The organism is Labrenzia sp. THAF82 (assembly GCF_009363435.1).
In the GTDB taxonomy this organism is placed as follows: Bacteria; Pseudomonadota; Alphaproteobacteria; order Rhizobiales; family Stappiaceae; genus Roseibium; species Roseibium porphyridii.
Map to the genome: position 1 here is coordinate 2,238,907 of NZ_CP045354.1, position 26,572 is coordinate 2,265,478.

General features: G+C 56.1%; 28 protein-coding genes. 22 read left to right on the forward strand and 6 right to left on the reverse strand.

The annotated features are described in order from the left end of the window. Positions 1–7 precede the first annotated feature (7 nt). Positions 8–892: a LysR family transcriptional regulator gene (locus tag FIV00_RS10455; RefSeq protein WP_152500687.1), complete on the forward strand. Its 885-nt coding sequence runs from the start codon at positions 8–10 to the stop codon at positions 890–892. Between the two features lie 81 nt (positions 893–973). After that, positions 974–1,294 (forward strand): hypothetical protein, encoded by a 321-nt coding sequence (locus FIV00_RS10460; RefSeq protein ID WP_152500688.1) that lies wholly within the window; start codon positions 974–976, stop codon positions 1,292–1,294. Between the two features lie 174 nt (positions 1,295–1,468). Here FIV00_RS10460 and FIV00_RS10465 read toward each other — a convergent pair whose 3' ends face one another. Then, positions 1,469–2,653 carry an NADH:flavin oxidoreductase/NADH oxidase family protein gene (locus FIV00_RS10465; RefSeq protein ID WP_247649373.1) on the reverse strand — a complete coding sequence of 395 codons (1,185 nt, stop codon included), beginning with the start codon at positions 2,651–2,653 and terminating at the stop codon, positions 1,469–1,471. A gap of 80 nt (positions 2,654–2,733) precedes the next feature. Beyond that, on the reverse strand, positions 2,734–3,042 hold the full coding sequence (locus tag FIV00_RS10470; protein WP_152500689.1) for a helix-turn-helix transcriptional regulator: 309 nt from the start codon (positions 3,040–3,042) through the stop codon (positions 2,734–2,736). A gap of 816 nt (positions 3,043–3,858) precedes the next feature. Between FIV00_RS10470 and FIV00_RS10475 the strand changes: the two genes are divergently transcribed. The 5 genes from FIV00_RS10475 to FIV00_RS10495 all read left to right on the forward strand — a co-directional run bounded on the left by FIV00_RS10475 (position 3,859) and on the right by FIV00_RS10495 (position 9,846). Next, a complete protein-coding gene (locus FIV00_RS10475) occupies positions 3,859–4,119 on the forward strand; it encodes a DUF4212 domain-containing protein (protein ID WP_152500690.1) in 261 nt (86 codons plus the stop codon). 14 nt (positions 4,120–4,133) lie between these two features. Beyond that, entirely contained in the window at positions 4,134–5,921 is a 1,788-nt protein-coding gene (locus FIV00_RS10480) for a sodium:solute symporter family protein (RefSeq protein WP_152500691.1), read from the forward strand. A 106-nt stretch (positions 5,922–6,027) separates the two neighbouring features. After that, on the forward strand, positions 6,028–7,857 hold the full coding sequence (locus tag FIV00_RS10485; protein WP_152500692.1) for a DUF294 nucleotidyltransferase-like domain-containing protein: 1,830 nt from the start codon (positions 6,028–6,030) through the stop codon (positions 7,855–7,857). A 55-nt stretch (positions 7,858–7,912) separates the two neighbouring features. After that, the gene (locus FIV00_RS10490; protein WP_152500693.1) at positions 7,913–8,434 is read left to right on the forward strand and encodes a hypothetical protein; all 522 of its coding nucleotides are present in this window, start codon (positions 7,913–7,915) and stop codon (positions 8,432–8,434) included. Then, positions 8,434–9,846: a 3'-5' exonuclease gene (locus tag FIV00_RS10495; protein ID WP_152500694.1), complete on the forward strand. Its 1,413-nt coding sequence runs from the start codon at positions 8,434–8,436 to the stop codon at positions 9,844–9,846. The genes FIV00_RS10490 and FIV00_RS10495 overlap by 1 nt, the downstream gene beginning before the upstream one ends. A 31-nt stretch (positions 9,847–9,877) precedes the next feature. On the opposite strand, the gene FIV00_RS10500 is transcribed toward FIV00_RS10495, so the two are convergent. Together FIV00_RS10500 and FIV00_RS10505 are read right to left on the reverse strand one after the other, a co-directional pair. Then, entirely contained in the window at positions 9,878–10,198 is a 321-nt protein-coding gene (locus FIV00_RS10500) for a hypothetical protein (protein ID WP_152500695.1), read from the reverse strand. A gap of 202 nt (positions 10,199–10,400) precedes the next feature. Further along, positions 10,401–11,135 (reverse strand): LexA family transcriptional regulator, encoded by a 735-nt coding sequence (locus FIV00_RS10505; protein ID WP_152500696.1) that lies wholly within the window; start codon positions 11,133–11,135, stop codon positions 10,401–10,403. A 221-nt stretch (positions 11,136–11,356) separates the two neighbouring features. Between FIV00_RS10505 and FIV00_RS10510 the strand changes: the two genes are divergently transcribed. The 7 genes from FIV00_RS10510 to FIV00_RS10535 all read left to right on the forward strand — a co-directional run bounded on the left by FIV00_RS10510 (position 11,357) and on the right by FIV00_RS10535 (position 16,350). Beyond that, positions 11,357–11,695: a hypothetical protein gene (locus tag FIV00_RS10510; RefSeq protein WP_152500697.1), complete on the forward strand. Its 339-nt coding sequence runs from the start codon at positions 11,357–11,359 to the stop codon at positions 11,693–11,695. Further along, positions 11,695–12,120, forward strand: a complete 426-nt coding sequence (locus FIV00_RS10515) for a hypothetical protein (protein ID WP_152500698.1) — start codon at positions 11,695–11,697, stop codon at positions 12,118–12,120. The genes FIV00_RS10510 and FIV00_RS10515 overlap by 1 nt, the downstream gene beginning before the upstream one ends. Before the next feature lie 20 nt (positions 12,121–12,140). Further along, the gene (locus FIV00_RS10520) at positions 12,141–12,665 is read left to right on the forward strand and encodes a DUF6362 family protein (RefSeq protein WP_152500699.1); all 525 of its coding nucleotides are present in this window, start codon (positions 12,141–12,143) and stop codon (positions 12,663–12,665) included. A gap of 273 nt (positions 12,666–12,938) precedes the next feature. Beyond that, positions 12,939–13,409: a hypothetical protein gene (locus tag FIV00_RS10525; protein ID WP_152500700.1), complete on the forward strand. Its 471-nt coding sequence runs from the start codon at positions 12,939–12,941 to the stop codon at positions 13,407–13,409. Continuing rightward, a complete protein-coding gene (locus FIV00_RS10530) occupies positions 13,393–14,973 on the forward strand; it encodes a terminase (protein ID WP_152500701.1) in 1,581 nt (526 codons plus the stop codon). The genes FIV00_RS10525 and FIV00_RS10530 overlap by 17 nt, the downstream gene beginning before the upstream one ends. 14 nt (positions 14,974–14,987) lie before the next feature. Next, positions 14,988–15,482, forward strand: coding sequence for a hypothetical protein (locus tag FIV00_RS29755; protein WP_173005946.1), 495 nt, complete (start codon positions 14,988–14,990; stop codon positions 15,480–15,482). Continuing rightward, positions 15,448–16,350 (forward strand): aminoglycoside phosphotransferase family protein, encoded by a 903-nt coding sequence (locus FIV00_RS10535; protein WP_173005947.1) that lies wholly within the window; start codon positions 15,448–15,450, stop codon positions 16,348–16,350. The genes FIV00_RS29755 and FIV00_RS10535 overlap by 35 nt, the downstream gene beginning before the upstream one ends. 11 nt (positions 16,351–16,361) lie before the next feature. Here the strand turns inward: FIV00_RS10535 and FIV00_RS10540 are convergent, their stop codons facing one another. Continuing rightward, entirely contained in the window at positions 16,362–18,146 is a 1,785-nt protein-coding gene (locus FIV00_RS10540) for a radical SAM protein (RefSeq protein WP_152500703.1), read from the reverse strand. A 346-nt stretch (positions 18,147–18,492) separates the two neighbouring features. Here FIV00_RS10540 and FIV00_RS10545 point away from each other — a divergent pair, with 346 nt between their 5' ends. From FIV00_RS10545 to FIV00_RS10570, 6 genes are all read left to right on the forward strand, one after another. Continuing rightward, complete coding sequence (locus tag FIV00_RS10545; RefSeq protein WP_152500704.1) at positions 18,493–18,966, forward strand: hypothetical protein; 474 nt, start codon at positions 18,493–18,495, stop codon at positions 18,964–18,966. Positions 18,967–19,089: 123 nt separating this feature from the next. Continuing rightward, a complete protein-coding gene (locus FIV00_RS10550) occupies positions 19,090–19,575 on the forward strand; it encodes a hypothetical protein (protein ID WP_152500705.1) in 486 nt (161 codons plus the stop codon). Between the two features lie 194 nt (positions 19,576–19,769). Then, the gene (locus FIV00_RS10555) at positions 19,770–20,255 is read left to right on the forward strand and encodes a hypothetical protein (RefSeq protein ID WP_152500706.1); all 486 of its coding nucleotides are present in this window, start codon (positions 19,770–19,772) and stop codon (positions 20,253–20,255) included. Continuing rightward, positions 20,252–22,504, forward strand: a complete 2,253-nt coding sequence (locus tag FIV00_RS10560; RefSeq protein WP_152500707.1) for a hypothetical protein — start codon at positions 20,252–20,254, stop codon at positions 22,502–22,504. The genes FIV00_RS10555 and FIV00_RS10560 overlap by 4 nt, the downstream gene beginning before the upstream one ends. 315 nt (positions 22,505–22,819) lie before the next feature. Continuing rightward, a complete protein-coding gene (locus tag FIV00_RS10565; RefSeq protein ID WP_152500708.1) occupies positions 22,820–23,047 on the forward strand; it encodes a hypothetical protein in 228 nt (75 codons plus the stop codon). 4 nt (positions 23,048–23,051) lie between these two features. Then, positions 23,052–24,776, forward strand: coding sequence for a portal protein (locus FIV00_RS10570; protein WP_152500709.1), 1,725 nt, complete (start codon positions 23,052–23,054; stop codon positions 24,774–24,776). Here FIV00_RS10570 and FIV00_RS10575 read toward each other — a convergent pair whose 3' ends face one another. After that, a complete protein-coding gene (locus tag FIV00_RS10575) occupies positions 24,777–25,058 on the reverse strand; it encodes a hypothetical protein (RefSeq protein WP_152500710.1) in 282 nt (93 codons plus the stop codon). Positions 25,059–25,256: 198 nt separating this feature from the next. On the opposite strand from FIV00_RS10575, the gene FIV00_RS10580 reads away from it, so the two are divergent. Together FIV00_RS10580 and FIV00_RS10585 are read left to right on the forward strand one after the other, a co-directional pair. Further along, the gene (locus FIV00_RS10580; protein ID WP_152500711.1) at positions 25,257–25,568 is read left to right on the forward strand and encodes a hypothetical protein; all 312 of its coding nucleotides are present in this window, start codon (positions 25,257–25,259) and stop codon (positions 25,566–25,568) included. 1 nt (position 25,569) lies between these two features. Continuing rightward, entirely contained in the window at positions 25,570–26,442 is an 873-nt protein-coding gene (locus FIV00_RS10585) for a hypothetical protein (RefSeq protein WP_152500712.1), read from the forward strand. Positions 26,443–26,572: the final 130 nt, after the last annotated feature.

A 26,572-nucleotide genomic window follows, 5' to 3' on the forward strand; every position in this document is an offset into this window, starting at 1 on the left:
ACTAATTATGTTGAACCTTCATCACCTGAGATTGTTTCGGGCCGTTGCACGGGAAGGAACACTGACGGGTGCTGCACGTGTCTTGAACCTTTCACAATCTGCGCTGTCGTCTCAGATCAAAACGCTCGAAGCTGCTCTTGGTCATGATCTTTTCGAGCGGCGCGGGCGCGGCCTCCTGCTGACCGAGGCCGGAAGGATCGCGCTGGACCATGCGGACGCGATTTTTCGGACGGCTGAAGACCTGACGGCAACGCTTCGACATTCCGGTACGGAGCGCAAAGTCCTGAGGGTCGGTTCGCTGGCGACACTTTCGCGGAATTTCCAAATCGGGTTTCTGAAGCCGATGATCCGGCGGCCGGATGTCGAGGTCGTCCTGAGGTCTGGCCCGCAAGGAGACCTCTTGAGGGCGCTTGAAGCGCTTTCGGCAGATGTTGTGCTGACCAATCTCGTTCCGGCCCGCGATGCCTCGAGCCCGTATCTTGTTCACACTCTGTCTGAACAGCCGGTCAGTCTGGTTGGCCCAATCGGCCTGCCGGAGCTGGCGGAACGCCCTTCGACCGAGTTGCTTGCAACAGAACCCCTGATCCTGCCGACACCGGAGTCGGCTCTCAGGGCGTCGTTTGATGCGCTACTGGTGCAGCTTGGGATCGTGCCAAAGATCGCAGCAGAAGCTGATGACATGGCGATGTTGCGTTTGCTTGCACGTGAGAATGCCGGTCTTGCTGTGATTCCGCCAATTGTTGTGAGGGATGAACTGGCAGCTGGCACCTTGATGGAACTTGGACGACTTGAGGGCATCAAGGAAGAGTTTTTTGCCGTGACGCTGCAAAGGCGGTTTCCAAACCCTCTCGTCGCGGAGTTGTTGAAAACATTCAAGAATACCAATTCATGACAACGCTTGACCTGCCAAAGAGTGTTGGAAGGGCAACTGCAGCACAGGCGAGATCATCGCGCGGAAGGATAAAAAATGCCCATGAAGGATGTTGCTTGGCGCCGGGTCACGTCTCGAAAAGAGTTTGTGGAGGCTTATGCGGACAAGGTGCTTGTCGGGGAAGATCTGCGATTTACGATCCATTCGACGGGCAATATCTCCGGCCACGTGGATGGTCTTGAGCTGATTGGTGAGTGGTATTGGGAAGACGGATATTTTTGCAGGACCGCGACGCTGAATGGAGAAGCGCTGGAACTGGACTGTGAAATTATCGAGGGTTGTGGCAACCAAATGCGTTACACAAGGGAAAAGGGGCATGGAGCGTCCTCTGTTGTTTCTCTTGAGCAGGATTTGCCTGAGTAGTTTCGTGGACGTGGACCAAAAGACCGGAAGCCAAAGCCGGACAAAGCAGACTGTCGCACGTTGGATCAAACTGCCTCCGAATGGGAGGGTGTTCACCTTACCGCCAAAGCAATTACGGCCAGACTAGTTCAGGAACATTCGGAGCCCTGTTTCGAACGGATCAACCGAACCGACTTAGCCAAATCGTGCAACGCTCGGCATCCCTCGCTTCATATGTTGCCAGAGCTTCTGCCGGAGTTTGGTCGAAATGATCTCCCTGTCTTCTCCCAAGGCTGTCAGAAGCATTGAGTACCACGCGGTGATACCTCCGCGCGGCGGTTTGTCGAACACCGGAAACTCAGGATCGCCAGCTGTATCGCTAAACCATTCATTCGCAAGCGACGGGTTCAGCGCCATTGCACGAGCCAGGCTGACGGCATCGGCCGAGCCATCCTGTAAGGCTTGCTGAGCCTGATCCCGGGTCTCAAATCCTCCTGTCAAAATGAGCGGCTTGGACGTGATTTTTTTGGCGCGTTTGGCGAAGTCTGTGAAATAGGGTCCAGATGACGAGGTGCCATCAGAACTCGATTTAGCGCCTGGGAAATAAGTGCCGCCACTGATATCGATCAAATCGACTGACGTTTCGTCCAGTAGTCGCACAACTTCCAGCGCATCAACCGCAGAGATTCCACCTTCGAGCTTGTCGGTCGCGTTGATCCTTATGCCAATCGGAAAAGCCGGTCCAACAGCATCTCGAACAGCGTCTATTACCTCACCGATGATGCGAAAACGTTTCTTGACGGAGCCGCCATAGGCGTCGGACCGATGGTTGAAAAGAGGGGAGAGGAACTGACTGAACAAAAACCCATGACCGGCATGGATCATGACACCGCCAAACCCAGCATTTTGCGCAAGCTTGGCTGCTTGTGCGTAGGACATGGGAAGGTCACGGATTTCTGCCAAGGACATGCCCTCGCATTTCAAACCTTCGACATCCAAGGGAGAGGGCCCTTTGGGGGTGCTGATCGGTTCATGAGCCAGCGCGCCTGCGTGACCAAGCTGTGGCCAGATATGTGCACCATTGGTTGATCCGCGTTTGGCCAGTGCCTTCATGGCGGTCAAGTCCACACCTGCTGCCAAAACGAGGTTGCCCGGCTTCTCCGGATAGTGCGGGTCCGTTTGGACTTCTCCGATCAGCGACAGAGCAGCACCGCCTTCGGCCCATCTTTCATACAGTCGGATTTGCGCTTTCGTTGGGTTTCCAGCCCCATCTCCAAGGGAGTCAGACATAGCTGACTTGATCAATCTGTTTTTCAATCGCACGCCACAGGGGAGGTCTAGTGGCAGCGTCAGCAGATTTGTTGCAGGTTGGATTTTCATCTTATCTTTCCATCGAAATATTTCGATATGCCGACTCGATTGAAGACGAGTCTGATTGGATCAAGATCGGCCTCTGTGCTTCAAGGCTTCGAAAGTTCGTCTTTGACTGCGGAGATGAATGCTTGAATATTTTCTTCGTTGCGCCGGTAGAACGTCCATTGTCCGTGGCGTTCTGCGACCACGAAACCCGCTTGTTTCAGCAGCCCCATATAATTCGAGATTGTGGACTGAGAGAGTTTTGCTTTCTCCTGAATATAGGCGACGCACACACCTTCCAGCTCTTCATGGCCCGGCAAAGCAGGCGGAAAGTTTGAGCGGTCCTTCAACCACTCTAGAATCCTGCGACGAACCGGATTGTTCAGGGCTGATATCGATTTTTCAATGTCCATAAATCGAAATATCTCGATGTATATATATTGTCAAGACTCTAAAAATGACCAGAGTGGGCATTGGCGTTTTGAATTTTGACGGCAAGTTCGGCTGCGTTGCTGACCAACACCGTCAATCGATTGGCTTTGGCAACTTTTCCGAAAAGTGGCAAACGATGTATATCGTTCATAGGGCGCGCTTTAGTTCTTTGCATTACATCAAATTTACTCTCTAATATTTTGATTGTAAGTAAATTTCAGACTGTCAAATAATGGTCAGCATTCGAAAGAAAGTCATTTAAATAATTGTTTTATATAATTAAAGTTTTTCAAAAGTTGATTTCGTGCTGTGGTTAGTTTCTTCGAATTTACAGTCATTGCGGGTATTTTTACAATTTTTCAAGGTAATATTTTCGACCTATCAGGGAAAATACGTACTCGTCAGCCAAAGTGATTATATACCTAAGTATTGATATACGTAAGTAGGCCATACGTAAGTAGTCTTGTCTGACAGGTTCGTGCTGTTACTACACTGCGTTGCAGCAATCAGACACTTGCGCCGGCGAGGGTGCTACTTCGACCACAGCAACCGGACCCAGTCCGATGCTGAGGTGCCGACCGCTCCGTCAGCGACAGGCTATTCCGGACGCCAAGTTTCTGAAATTGCAAACCGGCCGCGGCACCACGGGGTGCTCGCCGCAGCTGGGTGCCCGCTCATGGAAGTCGGGCGGGAGGATGGACCGCGACGGCAAAGCACTCTGCCGCGGGACAAGCGGAGCAGGTTGTGGCTGCAGCCACACCTCAAGGGACAACACGGGTTTAGGCGGAGGAGACATCATGTCCGACAACTCATCCAAAAACGGATATTGGGCAGCCAATATGCGTATCATTTCGATCAGCCTCGTTATCTGGGCGCTGGTCTCCTTCGGGTTCGGCATCTTGCTGCGGCCGCTCCTGAGCGGAATATCCGTAGGCGGCACCGATCTCGGCTTCTGGTTCGCTCAACAGGGCTCCATCCTCGTCTTTCTGACGATCATCTTCTTCTACGCATTCTGGATGAACAAGGTCGACCGTGAACACGGTGTGGACGAAGAATAAGGGCGCCCATACAAATGGATCAGTTTACAATCAACTTGCTGTTTGTGGGCGGCTCTTTCGCGCTCTACATCGGCATCGCAGTTTGGGCCCGCGCGGGTTCGACGTCCGAGTTTTACGCCGCAGGCCGCGGTGTTCATCCTGTCACCAACGGTATGGCGACTGCCGCCGACTGGATGTCGGCCGCCTCGTTCATTTCGATGGCCGGCCTGATTGCCTTCACCGGTTATGACAATTCCACTTTTCTGATGGGTTGGACAGGTGGCTATGTGCTGCTGGCATTGCTGCTTGCACCTTACTTGCGCAAATTCGGCAAGTTCACGGTGTCTGAATTCATTGGAGACCGGTTCTACAGCCAGACAGCTCGCATCGTCGCAGTTATCTGTCTGATCGTTGCCTCGACCACTTATGTTATCGGTCAGATGACCGGAGTAGGCGTTGCCTTTGGCCGATTCCTGGAAGTGGACAACACGACCGGTCTTTTGATTGGTGCCTGCGTCGTCTTCGCCTATGCGGTTTTCGGTGGCATGAAAGGCGTGACCTACACGCAGGTGGCGCAATATGTGGTTCTGATCACTGCCTATACCATTCCGGCGGTCTTCATTTCATTGCAGCTGACAGGCAATCCGATCCCGGGTCTCGGCCTTTTTGGAGATGATGTTGCCAGCGGTGTGCCGCTTCTGACGAAGCTGGATCAGGTGGTGACGGATCTCGGATTCAATTCCTATACGGCGCACCACTCCGATACGTTGAACATGGTGCTCTTCACCCTGTCGCTGATGATCGGTACTGCTGGGTTGCCGCATGTGATCATGCGCTTCTTCACCGTGCCGAAGGTCTCCGACGCACGCTGGTCCGCCGGTTGGACGCTTGTGTTCATCGCGCTTCTTTATCTGACTGCTCCGGCTGTCGGTGCCATGGCGCGGCTCAACATCACGGAAATGATGTGGCCAAATGGCGGGATCAACGGGGGTGCTGTTGCGGTCGAAACGATTGCCGAGGATCCGAAGTACGACTGGATGGACACGTGGCAGAAAACCGGTCTTCTTGACTGGGAAGACAAGAACGGCGACGGCAAGATCCAGTATTACAACGACCAGAATGCCGAAATGCAGGTGGTTGCGGAAGAAAAAGGCTGGGTTGGAAACGAGTTGACCAAGTTCAACCGTGATATCCTGGTTCTGGCGAACCCTGAGATCGCAAACCTACCCAGCTGGGTGATCGGTCTGGTGGCAGCAGGTGGTCTGGCAGCAGCGCTCTCGACAGCGGCGGGGCTCTTGCTAGCGATATCGTCGGCGGTCAGTCATGATCTCATCAAGGGGGCGATCAACCCGCAGATCTCGGAGCGGAAGGAACTGTTGTCTGCCCGAATTGCCATGGCGGTTGCGATTGTCGTCGCAACATATCTCGGGCTCAATCCGCCCGGCTTCGCCGCTCAGACGGTGGCGCTTGCCTTCGGACTGGCGGCGGCTTCCATCTTCCCGGCCTTGATGATGGGTATCTTCTCGACCCGCATCAACAACACCGGTGCTGTGGCGGGCATGCTGGCAGGCCTTGTTGTGACACTGGTCTATATCTTCCTGCACAAGGGTTGGTTGTTCATCCCCGACACCAATTCCTTCTCGGACGCCGATCCGCTCCTTGGGCCGATCAAGTCAACGTCCTTTGGTGCAATCGGCGCGCTGGTCAACTTTGCAGTGGCATATGTTGTGTCCGGCATGTCCAAGGAAACGCCTCAGGAGATAAAAGATCTCGTCGAGAGCGTACGCGTGCCGCGGGGGGCGGGCGAAGCCCAGGCGCACTAAGGCAGCCACAGAGGAGCCGAAATTCGGCTCCTCCTTTCTCCCAGACCTGTCCTGTCCGTTCTTGAACGGGCAGGACCCTTGCGTTTCTCAGACAAGGCCGACTCACATGCCCCTGAAACCGGATCAGATCCTGCGGTTCCTGAAATCGGTCCATCCGTATGATGTGCTGCCGGAAACCGAGCTGGAGCAATTGTCCGGTCAGATTGACGTGTGGAATTTGACTGCCAACAGCGTTGTTTACGATCTTGGCGACACACTGCGCGGCCTCTTCCTAATTTATGACGGGTCCGTTGAGGTTCGCGACGAAAACGACGAACTCATAAGCCAACTGGGGTTACGCAACTCCTTCGGTGAACGGGGATTGCTGCTTGATGGTGTGGCCGTAACTTCTGCACGAACGAGCGAGGATACTCTCTTGCTGGTGTTGCCGCCGGCAGTGTTTAACGACCTTATGGCGACCCATCAGCCTGTCTCGAAGTTCTTTGACAGGGCGCACAAGAAACAAACACGCGGCAATGAGTTGGCGACAACTCGAGCGGAAACGCTCATGACGAAAGACCCTCTCACGTGTCGACCTTCTGACAGCGCACGACTTGCGGCCAGAGAAATGCGCGACAACAGGGTGTCGTCCCTTTGTGTCACTGACACGGACGAAACGCTTGTCGGTATCGTCACCATTCGTGACCTTGCTGGAAAAGTGCTCGCGGAAGGGTTGGATCCCGAGACGCCCGTCAGAAACATCATGACGGCCAACCCGGTGACGCTTCCAAAATCTGCAATCGGTTCGGACCTTTTGCATCTGATGATGGAGCGAAAGATTGGTCATGTGCCGATTGTCGAGGGTGGGCGCCTTGCCGGAATTGTCACGCAAACGGATTTGACGACCTTTCAGGCGATAAGTTCCGCTGAGCTGGTCGGAGAGATTTCCCGCTGTGTCAATGCTGAAGAGATCTCCAGCGTTACGGCGCGCATACCGGCCTTACTGGTTCAGCTTGTCGCGGGCGGCAGTCGGCACGAGATTGTCACACGGCTCATTACAGATATAGCCGACACGGCAACACGCCGTTTTTTGGCGCTAGCGGAAGACAAACTCGGCCCGCCGCCGGTACCATATCTTTGGCTTGCCTGCGGGTCGCAGGGACGCCAGGAGCAGACAGGCGTCAGCGATCAGGACAATTGCCTGTTTTTGTCCGATGACGCGAGCGACGATGACCGCAACGGCTATTTTGCTGATTTGGCGCGTCTGGTCTCAGACGGCCTCAACACTTGCGGATACGTCTACTGTCCGGGCGACATGATGGCGACCAACCCGCGATGGTGTCAGCCTTTGCGTGTATGGAAGTCCTACTACGAGGGATGGATCGCCAAGCCCGACCCTGAAGCGCAGATGTTGAGTTCTGTCATGTTCGATCTGCGACCGATTGGCGGAGACGCTTCCCTGTTTGAGGATTTGCAGGAAACGACTCTCAAAGTCGCGAGCGAAAATTCGATTTTTGTCGCTCACATGATCAGCAATTCCCTGAAACACATGCCGCCTTTAAATCTTCTGCGTGGGCTTGCAACGATCCGCTCAGGTGAGCACAAAAATGCGCTCGACCTGAAGCTCAACGGGGTTGTGCCGATCGTCGACCTTGCACGAATTTATGCATTGCGGGGACAAATCGGTGCTGTCAATACGAGGGCGCGGCTTGAAGAAGCGCGGCAAACGGGGCAGCTCAGTCAATCGGGTGCAGGGGATCTGTTGGATGCTTATGACCTGATCGCAGGGACCCGGTTGGAGCATCAATCCAACCTGATCAAGCAGGGACAAGCGCCGGACAACTTCTTACAACCGTCCAGCCTGTCCGATTTCGAACGGAGCCATCTCCGAGACGCCTTTGTCGTGGTGAAGACGATGCAGTCCGCCGTGGGGCACGGAAGAGGCATGCTAAGCTGACAGATTACAGAGAGGCCGCTACAGCCAAGAACGCAGTGGCCCACGGGAGGAAGCCATGTTTGTGGAACTGATCGCGACGATCGTTGCAGGGGTAGCTGCCGCCGGTCTCGTGATGCTGCTGAACAGATTGCTAAAGGGACGTCTTCCACGCTGGTTTGCGCCTGTCGCAGCCGGTTTTGCGATGTTGGCAACAACCATTGCAAACGAATATGGCTGGTATCCCAGGGTCAAGGACACGTTGCCGAAAGATGTCGTGGTTGCCCAGACCGTTGAGAACACAGCGTTTTATCGACCATGGACATTTGTCTTTCCGTTTGTTGAGCGGTTCGTTGCCATAGACATGGCATCGGTTCGCACCCATCCGGCGCAACCAGCGGTCAGGCTGGCAGAAACCTATTTTTTCGGTCGATGGTCTCCAGTTAGCAAATTGCCTGTCGTTGCCGATTGCGTTGCCCTCAAGCGGGCCGCTCTGATGGATGGCGTGAGCTTTGAAGATGACGGGGCGATAAACGGCATCACCTGGACGCAAGTTGCAGCCGAAGACCCGATCGTTTCCACAGTCTGCAGGACAGAGTGATGTTTACCTCGCTCAGCCTTCGCTTCCGTATTTTCTTGCTGTTTGCCGGGGTCACCGCCGGCAGCATTCTAGTCGTTGGGTTTTCGCTCTATTTCGGATTTTTGAGAACAACGGAAACCAGCCCGGCCTCTGGATTTGTGTTTGCAGCTATCCTTTCCGGATTTGGGCTGCTGGCGATTAGCGCCGGCGTCTGGTTGCTGTTTGATGAAAACGTCGCCAAGCCGATTGAACATATGGCATCTGCGATGCGTACGCGCATTCATGCCAACACGGATGCTCCATTCGATCTGGATCAGGCCCGTTATCTTGGTGATCTTGCGCCGGCTCTTCGGGCCGTATCGGGCAGATTGTCTGAAGTATCAGAAGATGCTGACCAGCTGGTTGTCGAGGAAACGAGCCGGCTGACAGCTGAACGAGCGCATCTGGCCTTGCTGCTGACCGAAATTCCGGTGGCGATCGTTCTCGTCAGTCCCGCAAACCGCATCATGCTTTATGACGGTCAGGCGGCGGATGTGTTGGGGCAGGTTCAGGTGCCGCGCTTAAGCGCGTCCATCTTCGACTATTTTGAGGAAGCCGATCTGACATCGGGACTTGAACAGCTCGATGAAGCCCGACAGGAGGTTGAGGCAAGTGTGCGCGGCACGCGTGGCAACTTGAAATTCAGGTTGCGCCTGAAAAAGCTTTCCGCAGCCACCGGGTACATGATCCTGATCGATGGCACAGACGCCTCCATCGCACCGGATGCGTCACGGCCCTTGATCTATGATTTTGATTTGTCGGCGCGCGAGACGGAGCGCGAGATTGAGAACATCCCCCTTAAAGATATCAGTTTCGTTGTGTTCGATACCGAGACGACGGGATTGATGCCCAACAAAGACGAGATCGTGCAGATTGGCGCAGTCAGGGTTGTGAATGGGCGCATTGTTGAAGGTGAAACGCTTGATCAGCTCGTCAATCCGGGGCGTCCTATACCACCGGCATCAACCAAGGTTCACGGGGTTAGTGACGACATGGTTGCGGATGCGCCGGGCGCAGAGCAAGCTGTTTCGCTCTTTCACGATTTTGCCCGGGATGCCGTGATTGTGGCGCACAATGCGCCATTCGATATGGCATTTCTCCGGCGGCATGGCAGGCAGTCAGGGCTTGCGTGGGAGCACCCGATCCTGGATACAGTGCTGCTTTCGGCCGTCGTATTCGGGACAGGTGAAGATCATTCCCTCGACGGATTGTGCGACAGGCTTGGTGTCGAAATTCCTGAAAACCTTCGCCACACCGCGCTGGGCGATGCGCGGGCAACCGCCGAGGCGTTATGCAAATTGTTGCCGGTCCTGATCTCGCTTGGATTTGAAACATTCGGGCAAGTTGTTCAGCAAACCAGGCGGCATGGCAGGCTTTTGAAGGACCTGAACTAAGAGGTGCCATTGCTTGCAACAGTTTCTTGTTTCATGCGGCTGCAAGGAGTTGGACGCCAGCGCGCTTTCCATCGATCAGCTCGTCTGAATAGTCGGACCAGGTACCGCCTTGTCCGGTCTTTTGTCCAGGTTCCGGGCATGCATCTGACAGCACGGCATCAGTGATGTCGTTGCACCAACCTTCTTCCGGATTGAATTCGAATATTGCAATGATGTTTTCCAATTGACCGCCTCGAACGTCTTCAATGAGCTTCGTGAGGCTCATTTCCTCAAGCTCTCGTTCGGGCGTATAGAGACAATTGCCGAGATCGCAGACGACGGAAAAGTATGATCGATCCAAGTTCAGCGCCATTCAAAAACCTCCAGTATGTTAATACGCAATCAACGTATACGCATATTGCGTACATTTCAAGCAAATTGCATCTGGATGTATGCCTGATACGTAGAAAGATAAGGAGCTTCGTTCGACCGCGATACATAAAGTATTGCGCCAAATCGAAGCGCATAATTCAGCACGTTTTCATGCGTCGATACAGCGACGTCATATAAGATCGTTAGACGATTTGACGGATTACGCTCAGTATCTTTGCAATGATGCGGACTTCTGTGGCTTCCTCATCATGCTCGTTATAAACCACCGGTTCCTGGAACCGAGGATCGTCCGATTCAGGATGAAGTTCAATCTGACCATTGTGACGCAAGATACGTTTTGCGGTGCGTTCGATCGTATGTCCGCCATCACGAGAGCGTTCCACCACGACAAGATCACCTGACTTGATTTCGATACCGGCTTCCATGAAGTCCAGACACAGAATGAAATCGCCATTGCGCGCAATTCGATTGAGACTTTCGCCATTGATTTCTAAAAGATATTGGCTCTCTGGAGGAAATCTCAGATCACCGGAAAGTGTCGCCCTTTTTGTTGCGTCCGTTTCAAAAAGGCCAGCCTCCATCCAAAGACCGGCAGCAACCTGCCCCTTGATTTCCAGGGCCTGTGCAGCTCTTGCAGGCGTGCTTGCAGCCTCCAGATCGGTTATGGAATCCGGGGCAAGCGCCAGTATATCTTCGCGCGTGATCGGATGCTCACCCTTTCCGACGAGAACGGGCAGCAGCTTTGCAACAAAGTCCGAAGGCAGGGCAGGTTTTGAAAAGTCCTGACTGAAATAGCGCTGAATGGACGAAGCGTTCTGATAGCCCATTTCGCGAGCGATCGCGCGAATGGATAAGCCGCTTCTGTCCTTCAGGTCGACAAGCTGTTTTGAGACAGCGGATTGTTCAATTTCACTCATGCTCGCTGAGGTCGTTTGTTCGTGATGGCGTACGCAATAACATACAATTTAGCTGAAATCCATCTTGACGTATATACGCAATAAGCGTACGAATTACTCGTGTAAAGAGTATGTTCAGGGAAGCACAATGAAAACTGCAATGAAATCGACCCGGCTTTCGACCGATCCGGAGGCGCAGGCGACAAGTGCCCTATGTGCCGAGGTGATTGGGGGGGGCGGCGATGAGCGAGCTTAGGGATCAAATCGATGCAGCCCGTGCAAAAGTCGCGCATTTGAGGATCAGGGCGGAGCGGCCGGACGCAAGACTTGAGGATGAGTTTGCACTTGAAAAGGCGCGAACGAGGCTGCTGACGCTTGAGCTGCGGCATCTCAAGCAACGCAGCACAAGTGTTTCATCGGTCACGCGTGGCGAAAGCCATCGGCAAAGCGAAAGGCGCAGCAAATTTGTAGGAACAAATAGAGAACAATTTAGGAGGCGTCCTTCGTCAGCGCGCGAGCGGGCGGAAGCTGCATTCAGCGCGCTGGGGCAAAAGAACGGACCAAAGAAGGAAACCACTTGATGGCATCAGGCGGAATAGTGGACAGGATCGCTGCGGAATATGGGGTGCATTTTGTCACGCACACCAAGCGGATCTCAGGACGGCACCAATCCAAGGCCAGACGAACCTGTCAGACGCTGCTGAATAAACACGGTGCGGAGCACTTGAGGCTTGTGTTCGGGCTGATCAACACGGCTGAAAACCGGGGCAACTGGTCGGCCCCTTGTGTCACTGCGGTCTCCTGGCTGGTGTTGAACAAGCCGGAATGGATTGAGAGACGGAATTTCCTGGACTGCTTTGATCAGCTCGATCTTGAGGACCTGATGACAAAGGCCAAGGAGATCAACCCAGGCGCGCCGACGATCACTTTGGCCGTGCTGCTTTCTTATGAGCTGGAGAAACGGATGGCTTCAACAGACAGCTCGCCGTTTAAGGCAGCGGCCTAGCTTTTCCCTCCGACGAATGAATGCTTCGGCGCGCTCTGGCATTTCAGCCGCGCCGGATCAGTCGTGTCGATGACGTGAACAAGTACACAATTCATTGGAAAGGATATCAAATGCTGCCGAACACGCCGGAAGAAATTCTCGATCGTTTGATCGAGGCGACCGAGATTATTGCAGTGACCGGTAAAGGTGACGGCCCGAGGAAGCTGTTCAGCGCCTGGCCGGATTATCGGCGCAAGATTGCCAAAAGGCGCAGGGGCTTTCCGCCATCAGCGATCAGCCGAGCTGAAGAAGCAATCACCTGGTTCTCGCTAGTGGAAGACCCCGACAGCCGCCGTGCCTTGCAGTTTGAAGTCATGTGTAAGGCAGGCGGCGGAAAATTCAGTCGGATCTGCGAAAAATATGGCTGGAAGCGAACGACGGTGGCGAGCCGTAACCGGGCGATTTTGAAGAAACTGGCCGAGAAAGGGGCCGCCTGGCCATACGCTGAAGTCTCTCAGGAAAGGAGCGAAGCCGCCCGGCCAGAAGTTAGGAGTTGTGGCGCTTAACGTCAGATCGACAACAGCACCTTGTGCATCCAGTCGAAATTGAAAGCACGTGTCTAAACAGGGTGTTCAAGACAGACTTGCAATTGGACAGTGTCGTCAAAACAGAGTTATTTTTTTAGTTGAAGTTCTAAAGCGGGCAGTTGCGACTGCCCTTCTTGTCAGATTTTCGTCTGACGCTCGATACGTTTGTGGTCGCTGGAACGTGTTCAAGCTGAACACGTTCGCGTTGACGATCCAACCTCAACAATCAATCCAATCAAACGGAAAACAGGCATGGGTGACATGACTGATGAAGAGCGTGCCTTGAAATGGCCGACGGTGGAGATGCGGAGGCGGGTTTGCGAAGCGTTTTGCGGGCATCTGGCGGCGGGGTTTTCGATCGAGAGCTTCCCGGACGCCGACCGCAAGACCATTCGCTACTACGCAGAGCAGTTTCCGGAGGACTTTCCGCCGGAAAAACTGGATGAGGCGGCACGGCGCGGGCTGCTGGAATGGGAAAAGATCGGCAAGGAGGGAGCTCGAGGAGACCTTGCCAAATTCAATGCCAGCGCCTGGAGCTTCAATATGAAGAACCGGGCCGGTTGGCGGGATCGATCCGAGGTGGAGGCCTGGGGAATTTGGGGCGGGCCGGAGGAGGCTGGGCAAATCGACAAGTTCAAGCCGCGCAGTTCAGAGGAAATTGCCCTGGGTGTGATGGCGCTTCTAACCGAAAAGGACAGCAGGCGGGATGACAACGGCGCTTGATACGCTGATTGACCACATTGACCAGATGGCAGCGAACGACCGCGTTGCCCTGCAAAAACAACTGGATGAAGCGGGTGTTTTGGACCAGTTCAAGGTTTGGCGGCCCCAGGCAGGGCCGCAAACGGAGGGCTATTTTTCCGAAGCCGACCTGACGCTTTATGGCGGTGCGGCCGGGGGTGGGAAGACGGATCTGATTGCCGGGCTTGCCCTTTTTGCACATCACAAGGCGGCCGTTTTCCGTCAATCGCTGAAGTCGCTCAAAGGTTTGATCGAGCGCATGAATGCGCTGATGCGGACGTCCGGCATGGGCAAGATATCGGGCAATCCACCGCGCTGGGTCGGGCCGGAGGAACGGATGATTGAATTCGGGCATCTGGGTCTACCGGGCTCTGAAGAAGATTGGCAGGGGCGGGACCATGATCTGAAAGCCTTTGATGAAGGCGCACAGATGGATCCGCGCAAGATCATCTTCGTTCTTGGGTGGCTTCGTTCGGCGCGGCCGGGGCAGCGCTGCCGGGGGTTGATCGCCACCAACCCGCCTTTGGGTGGGCAAGGCGACTACCTGATGGAGTGGTTTGCGCCCTGGCTTGATCCGCTGCATCCGCTTTATGGAACGGTGCAGCCGGGCGCTCTGCTATGGGCGGTCTTTATCGACGATGGCGACGCTGTGCGCACCGTCTGGGTGGATGGACCGGAGCCGGTCGAGATCGAGGGCGAGGTTCGCACGCCGAAGAGCCGGACGTTCATTCCGGCAAAACGGCAGGACAACCAGTATCTGGGTGAGAGTTACGATGCCCAGCTTGACCAGATGCCCGAGCCGATGCGCACCGCGCTGAAGACCGGGGACTTTCAGGCCGCGCGCCAGGACCATGACTGGCAGGTGATCCCATCGGACTGGGTGGATCTGGCTTTCCAGCGCTATGAAGAGGGTGTGGACGCGGACAAGCCGATGGATGTGCTGGCCGTCGACGTGGCGCAGGGCGGCAAGGACAAGACGGTGCTGCAGCCGCTCCATGGCAGACGGTTTGGCGAAAGCATCGTGCGCAAAGGCGCCGACACCAAGGACGGATCGGATGTCGGCGCATTGATCATCAAGGAACGGCGCGACAATGCGCTGATTGTTGTCGATTGCACCGGCGGCTGGGGCGGGGACACGGTCGGGTTTCTCAGCCGTGAAAACAATATCCCGGTCGAAAAATGCGTCTTCTCGGCCCAGTCGGGGGAAACGGCCAAGGACAGCCGCATGCCGTTTTACAACTTGCGTGCTCAGCTCTACTGGCGGCTGCGGGAGGCCCTGCATCCAAAGAGCGGGGCGGGGCTGGCAATCAAGCGTTCAGCGACCATCAAGGCGCAGCTGACGGCACATCGCTGGAAAATCAGAAACGGCAAGATCCTGATTGAAAGCAAGGAAGACATCAAAGACCGACTCGGAGCGTCCCCGGACGAGGCCGATGCAATCGTCGAGGCACTTGGATGGAAAGACAAAGCGGACGTGAAGAAAATCGTACGGCAGCAGAACACCGTCCGCGCCCGCCCGCTGGACGACCCTCTGGACGGCTTCTGATCAAGGACCTCTGCGTGCGTGACGCGAGTTTCATCGCGGCCAACATGCGCCCGGAAGACTATCGTGAAATTGCCTGTCTCTGGCAAAACTGGGATACGCGCGCGCTCGGGATCTGCGCGATGGAAACCGCGGTGCCCGGTTGGGTCTGGTCCGTGTGGTACCAAGGGCAGCCCGCGGCGGCGTTCGGTTTCAGCCGGGCGTCTGCTTTCGACCCGGATTTCTGGCAGGCCTGGGCATTCGGCACCGACAGGTTCCGGCGCTGTGTGCCCCTCATGACACGCCATATCCTGAATTTGCGGCCAGAGATCGAAAAGCACTGCCGGCGGTTGCAGGTGATCAGCTATAAGAACCACGATCTCGCGCATGGCTGGATCGAAGCGCTTGGCGCGGAGCGGGAGGGACTGCTTAGAAGCTATGGGCGGGGCGGCGAAGACTTTTACATGTACGCCTGGACGAGACGCGGGAAGGACCTTCATGCCGGACCAGCAGGAGGAGTTGCCGTCCGATGACGGGCTCTTGAGACAGCTCCTCGATGAGCATGCCCCGCAGTGGAGCGGTCTGAAAGTCCGGCCCGTGGCATCAGGCGGCACGGACAATGCGCTCTACCGGATCGGTGAGGAGCTGGTGGCGCGGTTGCCGAAGCGCGCGTCTGCTGTTGGTCTTCTGCAAAAGGAAGCCGATTGGCTGCCCCGTTTGTCCGGCCTTGCGCTGAACGTGCCTGTTGTGCGCTTTCGCAAACGCCCGGGCGATGGCTGCGAACATGGATTTGCAATCTATGACTGGATCGAAGGAGTGCAGGCAACACCTGATGCCCTTGTGGATCAGGAGCAGGCGGCACGGGATTTAGCTGTGTTCCTGAAGGGCCTGCAGGGTGTGCCGACTGACGGTGCGCCGCGTGCCGGGGAGAGCAATCATAAACGGGGCGTCGCCCTGGAAGAGCTGACCGATTTCGTGCAGTCTTGTATAGATATCGTGGCCGATGAGATCGATGCCGGCAAAGCCAGGAGCTTTTGGCAAATGGCTCTGCAAACCCCGTTTGAGGGACCGGCCAAATGGCTGCACGGTGACCTGAAGGCCGACAACCTGATTGCAAGCGAGGGCAGACTGACGGCTGTCATCGACTGGGGGCTGACCGCCGTCGGCGATCCGGCTGCCGATTTTGCCGCAGCTTGGTCGTGGGTACATCCTGCGTCGCGAGAAACCTTCCGGGAAACAGGGGGTGTTTCGGACACCGACTGGTGCCGGGCCCGTGCCTGGGCTTTGCAAAATGCGGTGATCGCATTGAGTTATTATCGCGGCAGGAGCCATGAGGGTCTCTGCCGCCAGTCGCGTCAGACGCTCAGCCGGTTGGGGCTGCTTCGTGTTGCTTCCAACTAAATGTTTCCGGGTCAGGCGCTTGCGACGGTCTTGCTGCGGGCTTTCCGTTTGATGCCTTCCATCTTGCGATGGCTTGCAACGGCCTGCCGCCCGCCCCGGGTGGCGGTATAAAGGTCAAGGGTTTCAAAGTCGCCATGTCCGGCCGGCGCTATGGCCTGGTCGGTATAGTCGAAGCGTTTGGGGTCCGACCACAGTTTCCTGATGAAACGCAGGTATTGCCAACGCCGGGCAGCCAGAAGTGACATGTTGCGGACCGTGCTGAGATAGTATTTCGGATAAAAAACAAGCGGGTTTTCAAGTTTCAGGCCGGGGCGCCGGTCTTTCCGGTATTTCAGCCTGAGGTAACCGCCATCGAGAGAAAAGACATTGTGGAGCCGTGATCCGGTTCCATAGATCAGGAGGCGGTTCATGGTGGAGATCTTCTTATTGCTGCCAAGGGCTGCCGCCCGGCGCAAGATTGTGCGGCAATGTTCAGGTTCATAGAATGAGGCCCAGGCGTCCAGATAGAGCCTGTCCAGCTCTCCGTCCGGAAAATTCGGGTGGCGAATGACGCTGTGGGTGAGATCGTATTTGTTGAGATCCGGATCAATCCACGTACCAGCGGCAACCGCATTGCGGTGGTCTTCTGAACCGGGCAGGGGAGTGAGGATCGACAGAGACAGAATGTCGACGGCGAGCTCCCTTTTGATGACGCCGATATCGTTCAGGACGGATTCCCGGGTGTCGTTCGGGAAGCCGATGATGTACCCGGCAGTCAGAACAACGGGATACTGCTTCCAGGCCAGGAACATGTCCCGGTAGTCGGTGATCTTGTTCTGACGTTTCTTCGATCCGGCAAGGTTGTCAGGATTGATGTTTTCAAGACCGATAAAGACCTGATCGACCCCGGCGCGCACGCATTTTTCGATGAAGTTCGGGATCTTGTGACAAAGCGTATCCACCTGAATGATCAGAGTGAATTTCAGGCCGTCCCGCTCCCGCAGATCAATAAGGGTGTCCAGAAAGGCTTCCCAGTTCCGGTTGCGGGCAAAATTGTCATCTGTGACGAAGAATTTGGTCACGCCGATCCGGGCATGATCCCGGATGATGGTTTCCAGGTCCCCGGTGGAGCGAAACCGGCTGCCCCGGCCCTGGACATTGATGATGCAGCAGAAACTGCATTCAAACGGGCACCCACGGCCCAGGTCAAAACTGCCGTAGCCGAGTGTCGATTTTTCAATCTGCTCCCTTTCAACCACGGGAACCGGCATGCCGGGCAAGGAGGGCAGGTCCTTCAGGTGGTCATAGACCGGTTTCAAAGTACCCTGATGGGCATCCTTCAGGATCTGATCGAAGCGGCCGCCTTCGGCTTCGCCAAGAAAAAAGGTGATGCCAAGTTCAGAGGCCTGCCGCATATCTTCCGGCATATCGGGGAGCATGGCTATCGAACCGGTGATGTGAAACCCGCCGATGGCAACCGGCATACCCGCTTTGAGGAAGGGCCTGGACAGATCGACTGCCCTCGGGAACTGGTTGCTTTGCACGCCTGTAAAACAAATGAGGGCCCTGCCGCCGTCTGCACGGATTTCTTCGATGAGCGTGTCCGGACGAATGCGGGTGTTGCCCTCATCAATCATCCGGATGGTGATTTTCACTTCCCGGCCAAGCACTTGGCGCTTCTTGCAGTCAAGCGCAATTCCATGCAGGCAGGACAAGGAGTTCGCCGGTATCGATGTCTTGTGCCAATGTATCGGATAGCCGTCGTCGTCATATTTGGTCGGACGGATCAGTATTATATGAAAGCAATTCTTAGTCATGCTGTCCTCCCGGATGGGTTCTTACAGGCCGACTAAATCGAATTTCTGTGTGAATACGTAAGCAGGCAGTATAGCAGTGAACTCTAGATCCGTAAAATCTGCCGAAGTAGTTCTAGGGAGGGTTCGGCTCGTGCCGCCTTGCTTTGTTGTCACGGACGGATATCCGGTTTCGCTTAGACGAAGCTTTGCGTGCAAGTCATCTCACTCGGGTTGCATTTTTTCTTGCGTACTCCTGAGGTTGCTTTAGAACATTGCGGGAACAAAAACGGGTGCGGCAGATGCCATCTGACCCGGTTTTCGGCCCAGCAAGGGTCAAGCATCCACTTTCGAGCCGCAGAGATAAGCAATGGCAGATTTTGACGATATTACCGGCTGGCGGGAAGAGCTGGAAGCTTTTAAGGCGACGGATGAAGGGCGGGTCTTTTTTGGCAAATTCGGTTGGGGAAACGCAACCAGGCTGACCTTTGAACAGGAGGTGCGTTTCGCGGAAGAGCTTTTCCGGCACGATGAGATTCGTGAGGCGCTGAAAAAGTCCGCCAAATGGGTGAAGTTTCTGGATGATAATCCCGAATTTGGCCAGGAAGACGAGCGCTTCTGGGACTTGTGCCCGGTTGAAGACAATAAGACTGTCAGTGCATTCAAGCGCTGGTATGCAATGAAACAAAACATTGCCCTGGGTCCATCAACATTCAGTGCTGGTAAGAGGTTGGCCATTGATTTGGCGAATGGAGACTTGCCGTCTCTCCGCTCGCCCGAAGCGGAACAGTTCGTGAGAGAGGAATTCTCCTGGATAGTCGGGTTTCCGAAGGAGGCGCAGTGATGGAACGACGGACAATTATCGATGCGTCGCTATCATCCGGGGAGCCGGAATTGATGGACTGGTAATGCTGGATCTTCAGAACAATTCATGAACATTTTGGGTAAGGAATTCGGGACCAAGTAAATGGCAGATATTGAAGACATTACCGGCTGGCGGGACGAGTATAACGACCTCGAGAGACGCTGGGACGACGAATGGGTGGCCTATCTGGATCAGTTTGTGAACCAGATCAGACCTAAGGTGCACGTGTCCCAGGTTCTTCATTTTATAAAAGTTCTTCTTGAAAATGAGGACACACTTGCGGCCATGAAGGAGGTCGCCGAGTGGGAAAAGCTGATGGATGCGCGCGGTCCGTTTAGAGACGATGCACCTGAAATGGAGCTCTATCCCAAAGACGCCGTTGTGATGATGAACGAGTTTTGGCCCTGGTTCTGCTTTAAGGCAGGCTATCCTCCCGTTTATGCCGCGTTTGGATTGGCAGGGGTCGATGTGGCGAGTGACATTCTTCGGGGGGATCTTCCCGGGGTTCAATCTCCCGAAACCAGGGCCTTTTTGCTTAAAAGATATGCATTCATAATCAGGGCTGATGAGGAAGGAGACCTGGTATGAGCCGGAAAAAGGATATCCTTCTGGACCAGGCGCAGCTTGGCACCATTAACAAATTTGGTGATTTCAAAGCACTGGATGCGATCATCGCGCGGGGCGACAGGTTTTTACAGCGATGATTTTTGAAGCGGACTTGCAGTGCTTGATCTTCGGAACAATTCATGAACATTTTGGGTAAGGAATTCAGGACTAAGCGAATGGCAGATATTGAAGACATTACCGGCTGGCGGGACGAGTATCGTGACCTTGAGGCACGCTGGGACGACGAATGGGTGGCCTATCTGGATCAGTTTGTGAACCAGATCAGACCTAAGGTGCACGTGTCCCAGGTTCTTCATTTTATAAAAGTTCTTCTTGAAAATGAGGACACACTTGCGGCGATGAAGGAGGTTGCCGAGTGGGAAAAGCTGATGGATGCGCGCGGGCCGTTTAGAGATGATGCACCTGAAATGGAGCTCTATCCTAAAGACGCCGTTGTGATGATGAACGAGTTCTGGCCCTGGTTCTGCTTTAAGGCAGGCTATCCTCCTGTCTATGCGGCGTTTCGATTGGCTGGAGTCGATGTTGCGAGTGACATTCTTCGAGGGGATCTTCCCGGGGTTCAATCTCCCGAAACCAGAGCCTTTTTGCTTAAAAGATATGCATTCATACTCAGGGCTGGTGAAGAAGGAGACCTTGCATGAGCCGGAAAAAGGTCGTCCTTCTGGACCAGGCGCAGCTTGGGACAATTCTCAAATTTGGTGGTTTCAAAGCACTGGATGCGATCGTCGCGCGGGGCGACAGGTTTTTATATGTTCATCAATCATTCACGGGCGATGAGGATGTAAATAAGATCAGTCGTGATCAGCGAGAATTGTTTGAGAGCTGGTTAGAAAAAAAACGGTATCATGGCAACAAAGTCCTGGATGCGGTGCGAATAAACCTTGCTTCGAGCAAAGAACAAAAGAGGTACGATCCGCTCCGCAAGGCGGGGACTCAAGGCAACAATAAGGAACTTTGGGACATGGGAGCCCGAAAGTTCATGCTTGACCATGCTCACGAATACGACTTTGAGGTGATCAGCGCGGATCAGGACTTTCTCGACAACAGGGTTGGCAAACACCATCCCCTAAAGAAAGTTCCCTTTGAGCGTCTCAGCATGAAGTCCGCGCTAAGCTGGCTGATGACGCATCCTGATGTTGAGCTGTCTAAGGCGCAATTCACCGAATTGCGGGCTGACTTGCTTTCCGGGAATTACGGTAAGAGCCACAATCTGGAACAACACGTCTATGATGTTCCCGAAAGTTATGAAGCAGCCAGGAGGATTAGGGAAGAGACGCGGCAGGCGATCCAATTGGAGGATCGAAAAATGCGCAAGACCAACAGAAAGCGGGCGGCAGGAAAAGCCAGGAAACTGTTCGGCGCTGGAGCGCCGGTTATCATCACGGCTGCGGCTGCTGCTGCCTTGCATGAGTTGATCACACGGGAAGCGGATGAAAGCGGTGCGGGATATCTGGAATCCGCACAGGCGCTCGGAATTGACTTTACCCGTGAGCAACTGGCGGATCTTGCAGCGGAAGCTGGGATAGATCTGGCAATTACGCTGACGCCTGTCGGGCCAATAAAGAAAGCCTGGGATGTACTGGGCAATATCGATGATATCATTGCCGTGACACAGCTTTATGGCGCGGCCTATCCGGAGAATGAGACCATCCAGCATATGGCCGGGATTGCAACGGCCATCGAAGGGTCCGAGGCATTCGGGCTTTATGTGGATGGGCGCGATGCGCTGACGGGCGCTGTCGGCAGTGCAATCGACTTGGTGTTCGGCACCAGCGGGGACGAGGCCGAGCTGGACGAAAGGCTGGGCGGCTTGCGCACGGCCATTGAAGAGGATGCTGGCACACTGGTGCAGGCCGCCGGGGAAGGAGCCTCCACGGAGCGGTTGGCCGGTGAGATTGTCTCAAGGGCCGAGGCACACCGGGCGGCCATCGCCGCAGCCCGGCCCGGCGTCGAAGTGGCGTCCGGTTTGACCGGATCGCAGATTGCCGCTGAAACCGGACAGCAGGTTCTTGACGATGGAGCTGCGGTGCCGCGCGAAAAGCCTTCAGGTTTGGGATCTGACGCGGTTACGGCCGGTCCGGATGGTCCGGTCATTGAAGGCGATCGCGCCGTGCCGCTTGCCAAGCCCGGTGCGGAAAGGCGCGGCCTTGATGCCCCTGTCCGCAAATCGTCCTACGACCGTTATCAGCGCCTTGGCAGATCGCCGGAGGAGGAGGCTGAGGCGCTTGCCGAATATTGGGAAATGCTGCGCGAAAGCTATCTTGAGATGGATGGCCACAAGGAAGCCGCAGAAGAGTTTGCCGTTTGGAAGTTCAAGCAGAAATGGGCCTTGTCAGCCTTTGCTCCGGAAGCCGAAGGCACGGTGTTGAAATACCCGGTTGAAACGGCCTATCCGGACTTTGAAGAGGACGGCCACGGCTATGTGCGCCAGGAGGCGGAGGCCATTTTGCGGGACAACGGCATTCGTGCGGCCAGATGGTATCTGACGCCCAATGAAAGAACCGGCCGGGACAAGGCACAGGCCGATGAAGATGAGGATGGTTACGGGCCGCGCATGACCTTGAGCTATGAGGACGAGACAGGCCAGCAGCACCATGTGAGCGATCATTTTCAGGCCAATGCCGGGGCGGCCCGTGAGCGGCGGTGGCAAGCGCGGTATGGGGCCGGGCGCTTGCGGACCGGCGGCAAGAGGGATGAGAGCGGATCAACTGCCGCGCCCGAAAGCCCGCGGCTGGAAAACACCCCTGTTCCTGCCCCGAAACCAGCTTTCAAGACAGCTCAAAGGCCAGGTCAAAAACCAGTTCCCGGGCCAGTTTCAAAGCCTGTCCGGGAACCCTTGATGCCCGGTGTGGCCAAGCCAAGGGCCAAGCCGGACCCGGCGCAGCTTTGACAGCGGGGCGGCGCTTGAAAGATTGGGCCGTCCTGCGCTTAACCGGGGCCGGTGGGCAAGTGCCTCGACTGCAAGGCATTTTTGAATTCTCGCGTCTAAACAGGGGCTTGAGAGCATCAGCCTTGCTGGACGGTTCGTCAAAACAGGGCTAAAACAAGCCTCATCACGTTACTTTGGAAGAGTGCACGCAGCGGCCGGTTGGACCCGGACGTAAGGTGGTGCCTGCCTGCCGGCGGCGCGTGACCGCTTTGCGGCAAACACCGGCCGCTCTTTTCTTCCAATGACGTTTTCCAAATATTCAGAAAGGAAGCACTCATGTGTCTTTTTGGTGGGGGCGGCTCCAAGCAGCCGGACCCGGAACCGACACCGCCGCCGCCGCGCGAACCCGATCCGCAGCGGCAGGCGCGCAACCTTCAGGAAAACAGCCGCCGCCGCAGGGCCGCAGCTTACGGAACCAGGGCAACCAACCTGACCAGCCCGCTGGGCGTGCCGGACTATGGCAGTGCCTCGCGCCCGGGTGTGACGCTTTTGGGACGGGCCTGACCATATGAACATTGTTGACGATCTGAAATCCGAGCTGCAATCGGCCAGGGCCGAGCGGCAATGGTATGAGGCCGACTGGCAGGACTATGTCACCTATACCGCGCCCGACATGGAGCGGGCGTTCAACCGGCCGGGCGGCATTACCGCCGCCGACGGAATGAGCGCGTTTCAAAGCTCAGCAGCGCGGGAGCGCTCGCGCAAGCTTTATGATCCGACGGCGGTTTGGCTGCTGGACAGGCTGGCATCGGGCGTCGGGTCGCTGACCATGCCGGAAGGCTTCAACTGGCACGGCGTCGGTTTCGGCGATCCGTTCGCGCCTCCGCCGACACAGGAAGACGAAGAGTTTTTCGAAGCCGTGCGTGATCATCTGTTCCGCGTGCGGGCGTCCGGCCGGTCTGGATTTGCGCTGGCCAACCGGTCACGGCTTCTGTCCACCGTCAAGCTGGGCACGGGGGTTCTGTTTCCGGCGGAAAACGAGACGAGCCTTGCCGACATCCGCACGCCTGTTCACTACCGCTATGTGCCGCTTTACGAGGTCTACCTGCTTGTGGATGCACAGGGCAGTGATTGCGGGTTCTTCCGTGTCAGAACGCTGAAGGCCTGGCAGGCGGCCAAGGAATATGGCGGCAATCTTTCCGACAAGATCCGGGAGGAGGCGGGCGACCCGAAGCGCAAGAATGCCGAGCACCGGTTCGTGCATGCCTGTTTTCTGCGTGAGGGCGGACAGGACGATGCGGCCGACATCCGCAAGTCGCGCTACGAGAGCATTCACTTTGAAGAAGACAGCAAGCACATTTGCCGAAGGGGAGGCTTCTTTGAATATCCGCTCGTGATCAGCCGGTGGGACCGGGACGGCCTGTCGCCCTATGGTTCGCCGCCGCAGGCCAAGCTGATGAGCGACATCAAGAGCCTGCAAAGCCTTGCCAAGGATGCGCTGATTGCCAGTTCGCAGGCCGTGCGCCCGCCCATCGCAACCCATGCCCAGGAACGGCAGCTCGACCTCAACCCCGGGCGCATCAACCCGGGGCTGATCGACGAGCAGGGGCGGCCCTTGTTCCGGCCGATGATCGATACGGTCAGTCCGGGAGCGGCGGATGCGCAGATCGAGAACATCCGCGAGAAGCTGAGGGTCGGCCTATACGGCGACCTGTGGCAGACGCTGCTGGAGGGCAGCGGCCGGACGGCAACGGAAGCCAATATCCGCCGCAAGGAAATGGCCGACATGATCGGTCCGTTTTCGACCAACATAATGGCCGGCAATGAGGCCCTTTTTGAACGCGAAGTCGGCATTTTGGGCCGGCGGGGTGCGTTTGCCTCAGGATCGCCATTGGCGCCGCCCGAGACGATTGCCGGCAGCGATGTGACCTTGAAACCGACAGCGCCCATCGATCAGATGCGCGAGGCCGGTCATTTCGAGGCGATCATGGGCTTCCAGGAATATCTCGGTGTTGCCGCAGCGAGTGACCCGACCCTTCTGGATCTGCATGACCGGGAAGAGGAATACGACCTGACCCGCCGGGCGCTGGGGCTGCCGGCCAAGCTGAAGCGGCGCCCGGAAGAGGTGGAGGCGCTGCGGCAAAAGCGCGAGGCCGAAACCCAGCAGCAACAGCAACTGGCGGCCGGGGAAAGCATGGCCAAAATGGCCAGGGACGGCGCTCCGCTGATCAAGACCCTGAGCGAAGACGGGACGCTGGATGGCAGTACCCTGCCGCAAGACCTGGGACTTTGATCAGTCCCGGAAGCGGTCTTCCCCGCGTTTCATCGCTTTCTCGCGTGCGATCATCTGGTCAAGCTCGCGCCCGTGGCGCACGCCTGAACTGATGGAGCGTATGAGAAGGAAAATGAACACAACCGTTGCCACGCGGAACGCCCAGAGCGCGGCGGTTTCCAGGGAGACGTGAAAATCTCCGGCGTTTAGATGGATGATCGGAATTTCGTCGACCTTGTAAAGCGCGGCGGCACCGAGCAAAACGCCGCCCCATTTCATGCGGGCCAGGTCGTAGTTGGGCATGTGGTGCTTCTGTCCTTATCGGATTGTGATAGGCGAATGTTCGTCTGAATACAATTTAAGCGTGCTTATTGGGTGGTGCAAGAGGGCCGTTAAGCTTTTCGGATCTGTGCAAACCATACAAGAAAAACAGTTTCTGAACTCGTGGGGCATGAAAACCGGGCGGCGCTTGTCTGGTCCGGTCAGCTATTGGAGAAACGAATGTGGCATTGCCTCAAACGGCGGGCGCGGCGGCGCAAAGACAGGGCCGCAGAGCTGGAACGGGCCTATAGGTCCGTCTTTTTAAGTACAGACGGCGAGACTGTGCTGGCGGATCTTGCAGCAGATTGCGGGATCTATCAGGCACCGCCGGTTGATCTGGGCGCGCGCGCAGGCGGCTATCTGGACGGGCGCAAGGCGCTGTTTGCACGGATCCTGTCGATGCTGCGCATACCGCCGGAAGAACATGCCGCCCTGCAGGCGGCAGCCCGCCTGGAAACGCTTCCCGAATTTGAGCATGACGAGGAGTTTTAAGTTGGACGATCAAAATGACGCCGCATATGCGGGCGAGGACGCAGCACTGGGACCGGATGCTTTCCTGTCCGGCCTGACGGAGGACCAGCGAGCCTTTGCCGCTGACAACGGCTGGCGCAACGCGGAAAGTGTCTTTAGTGATTTTCATGCGTTGCAGGACCAGCTTTCAAGCGCCGTGATGCTGCCGGGCGAGAGTGCCAGCAGCGATGAAAAGGCAGCCTTTTATCAGGACGTTTCGAAAAGCTGGACACCTGAAAACGGCTATCGGTTCGATCTTCCGGAAGGGCTGGCAGAAGACTTTCCCTATGATCAGGCCTTTGCCGAAGAGGCAAGCGGGTGGTTTCAGGAAGCCGGGCTTCACCCGGAAGCCGCGCAGAAGCTGCATGACCGCTGGGTTGGCAAGATGGCGGACCACTTTGCGGCCAACACCGAAGCCGCGCATGTAACGGCCCAAAAACAGGCCGAGACAACCCAAGCGGCCCACCAGGCCCTGATCAAGGAATACGGCGCACCGGAAAGCGACGGGTATCAGAATGTGGTCGCCAAGGCCGACAGGGCGATGACAGGACTGAAAGCCAATGGCATCGACCTGAGCGGCTGGTTTTCCGAGAAGGGGGCGCTGACGACAGCCGGTGCCGATGGCTTGCAACAGGTGGCGGACCCGACGGCGGTCAAACTGCTGGCTTTTATCCATGACAGCGCTCTTGCCGAAGATGGCCTGCCCGGGCTGAACACCGGCGGCAACGGCACAAACCCCTTTGCAAGCGACAGCCTCAGCCTGAAGGAACAGTCCGAGATGCTGGAGCGGAACCCGGCCAAAGCGCGGCAGATGATCCTTGCGGCGGGACGCGACCCGGCTTTGTTCAGGCTTTGAGCATCCGTTCCGAGCTTCCATCGGGCGAGCGTCATCTGGCTGTGAGGGTGTTTTTCAACTTTTAATTGATCGGAACAAATAATGAACATATGATCCAGGCAAGGAACAGACAGGATCTGGAAAAGGGTGC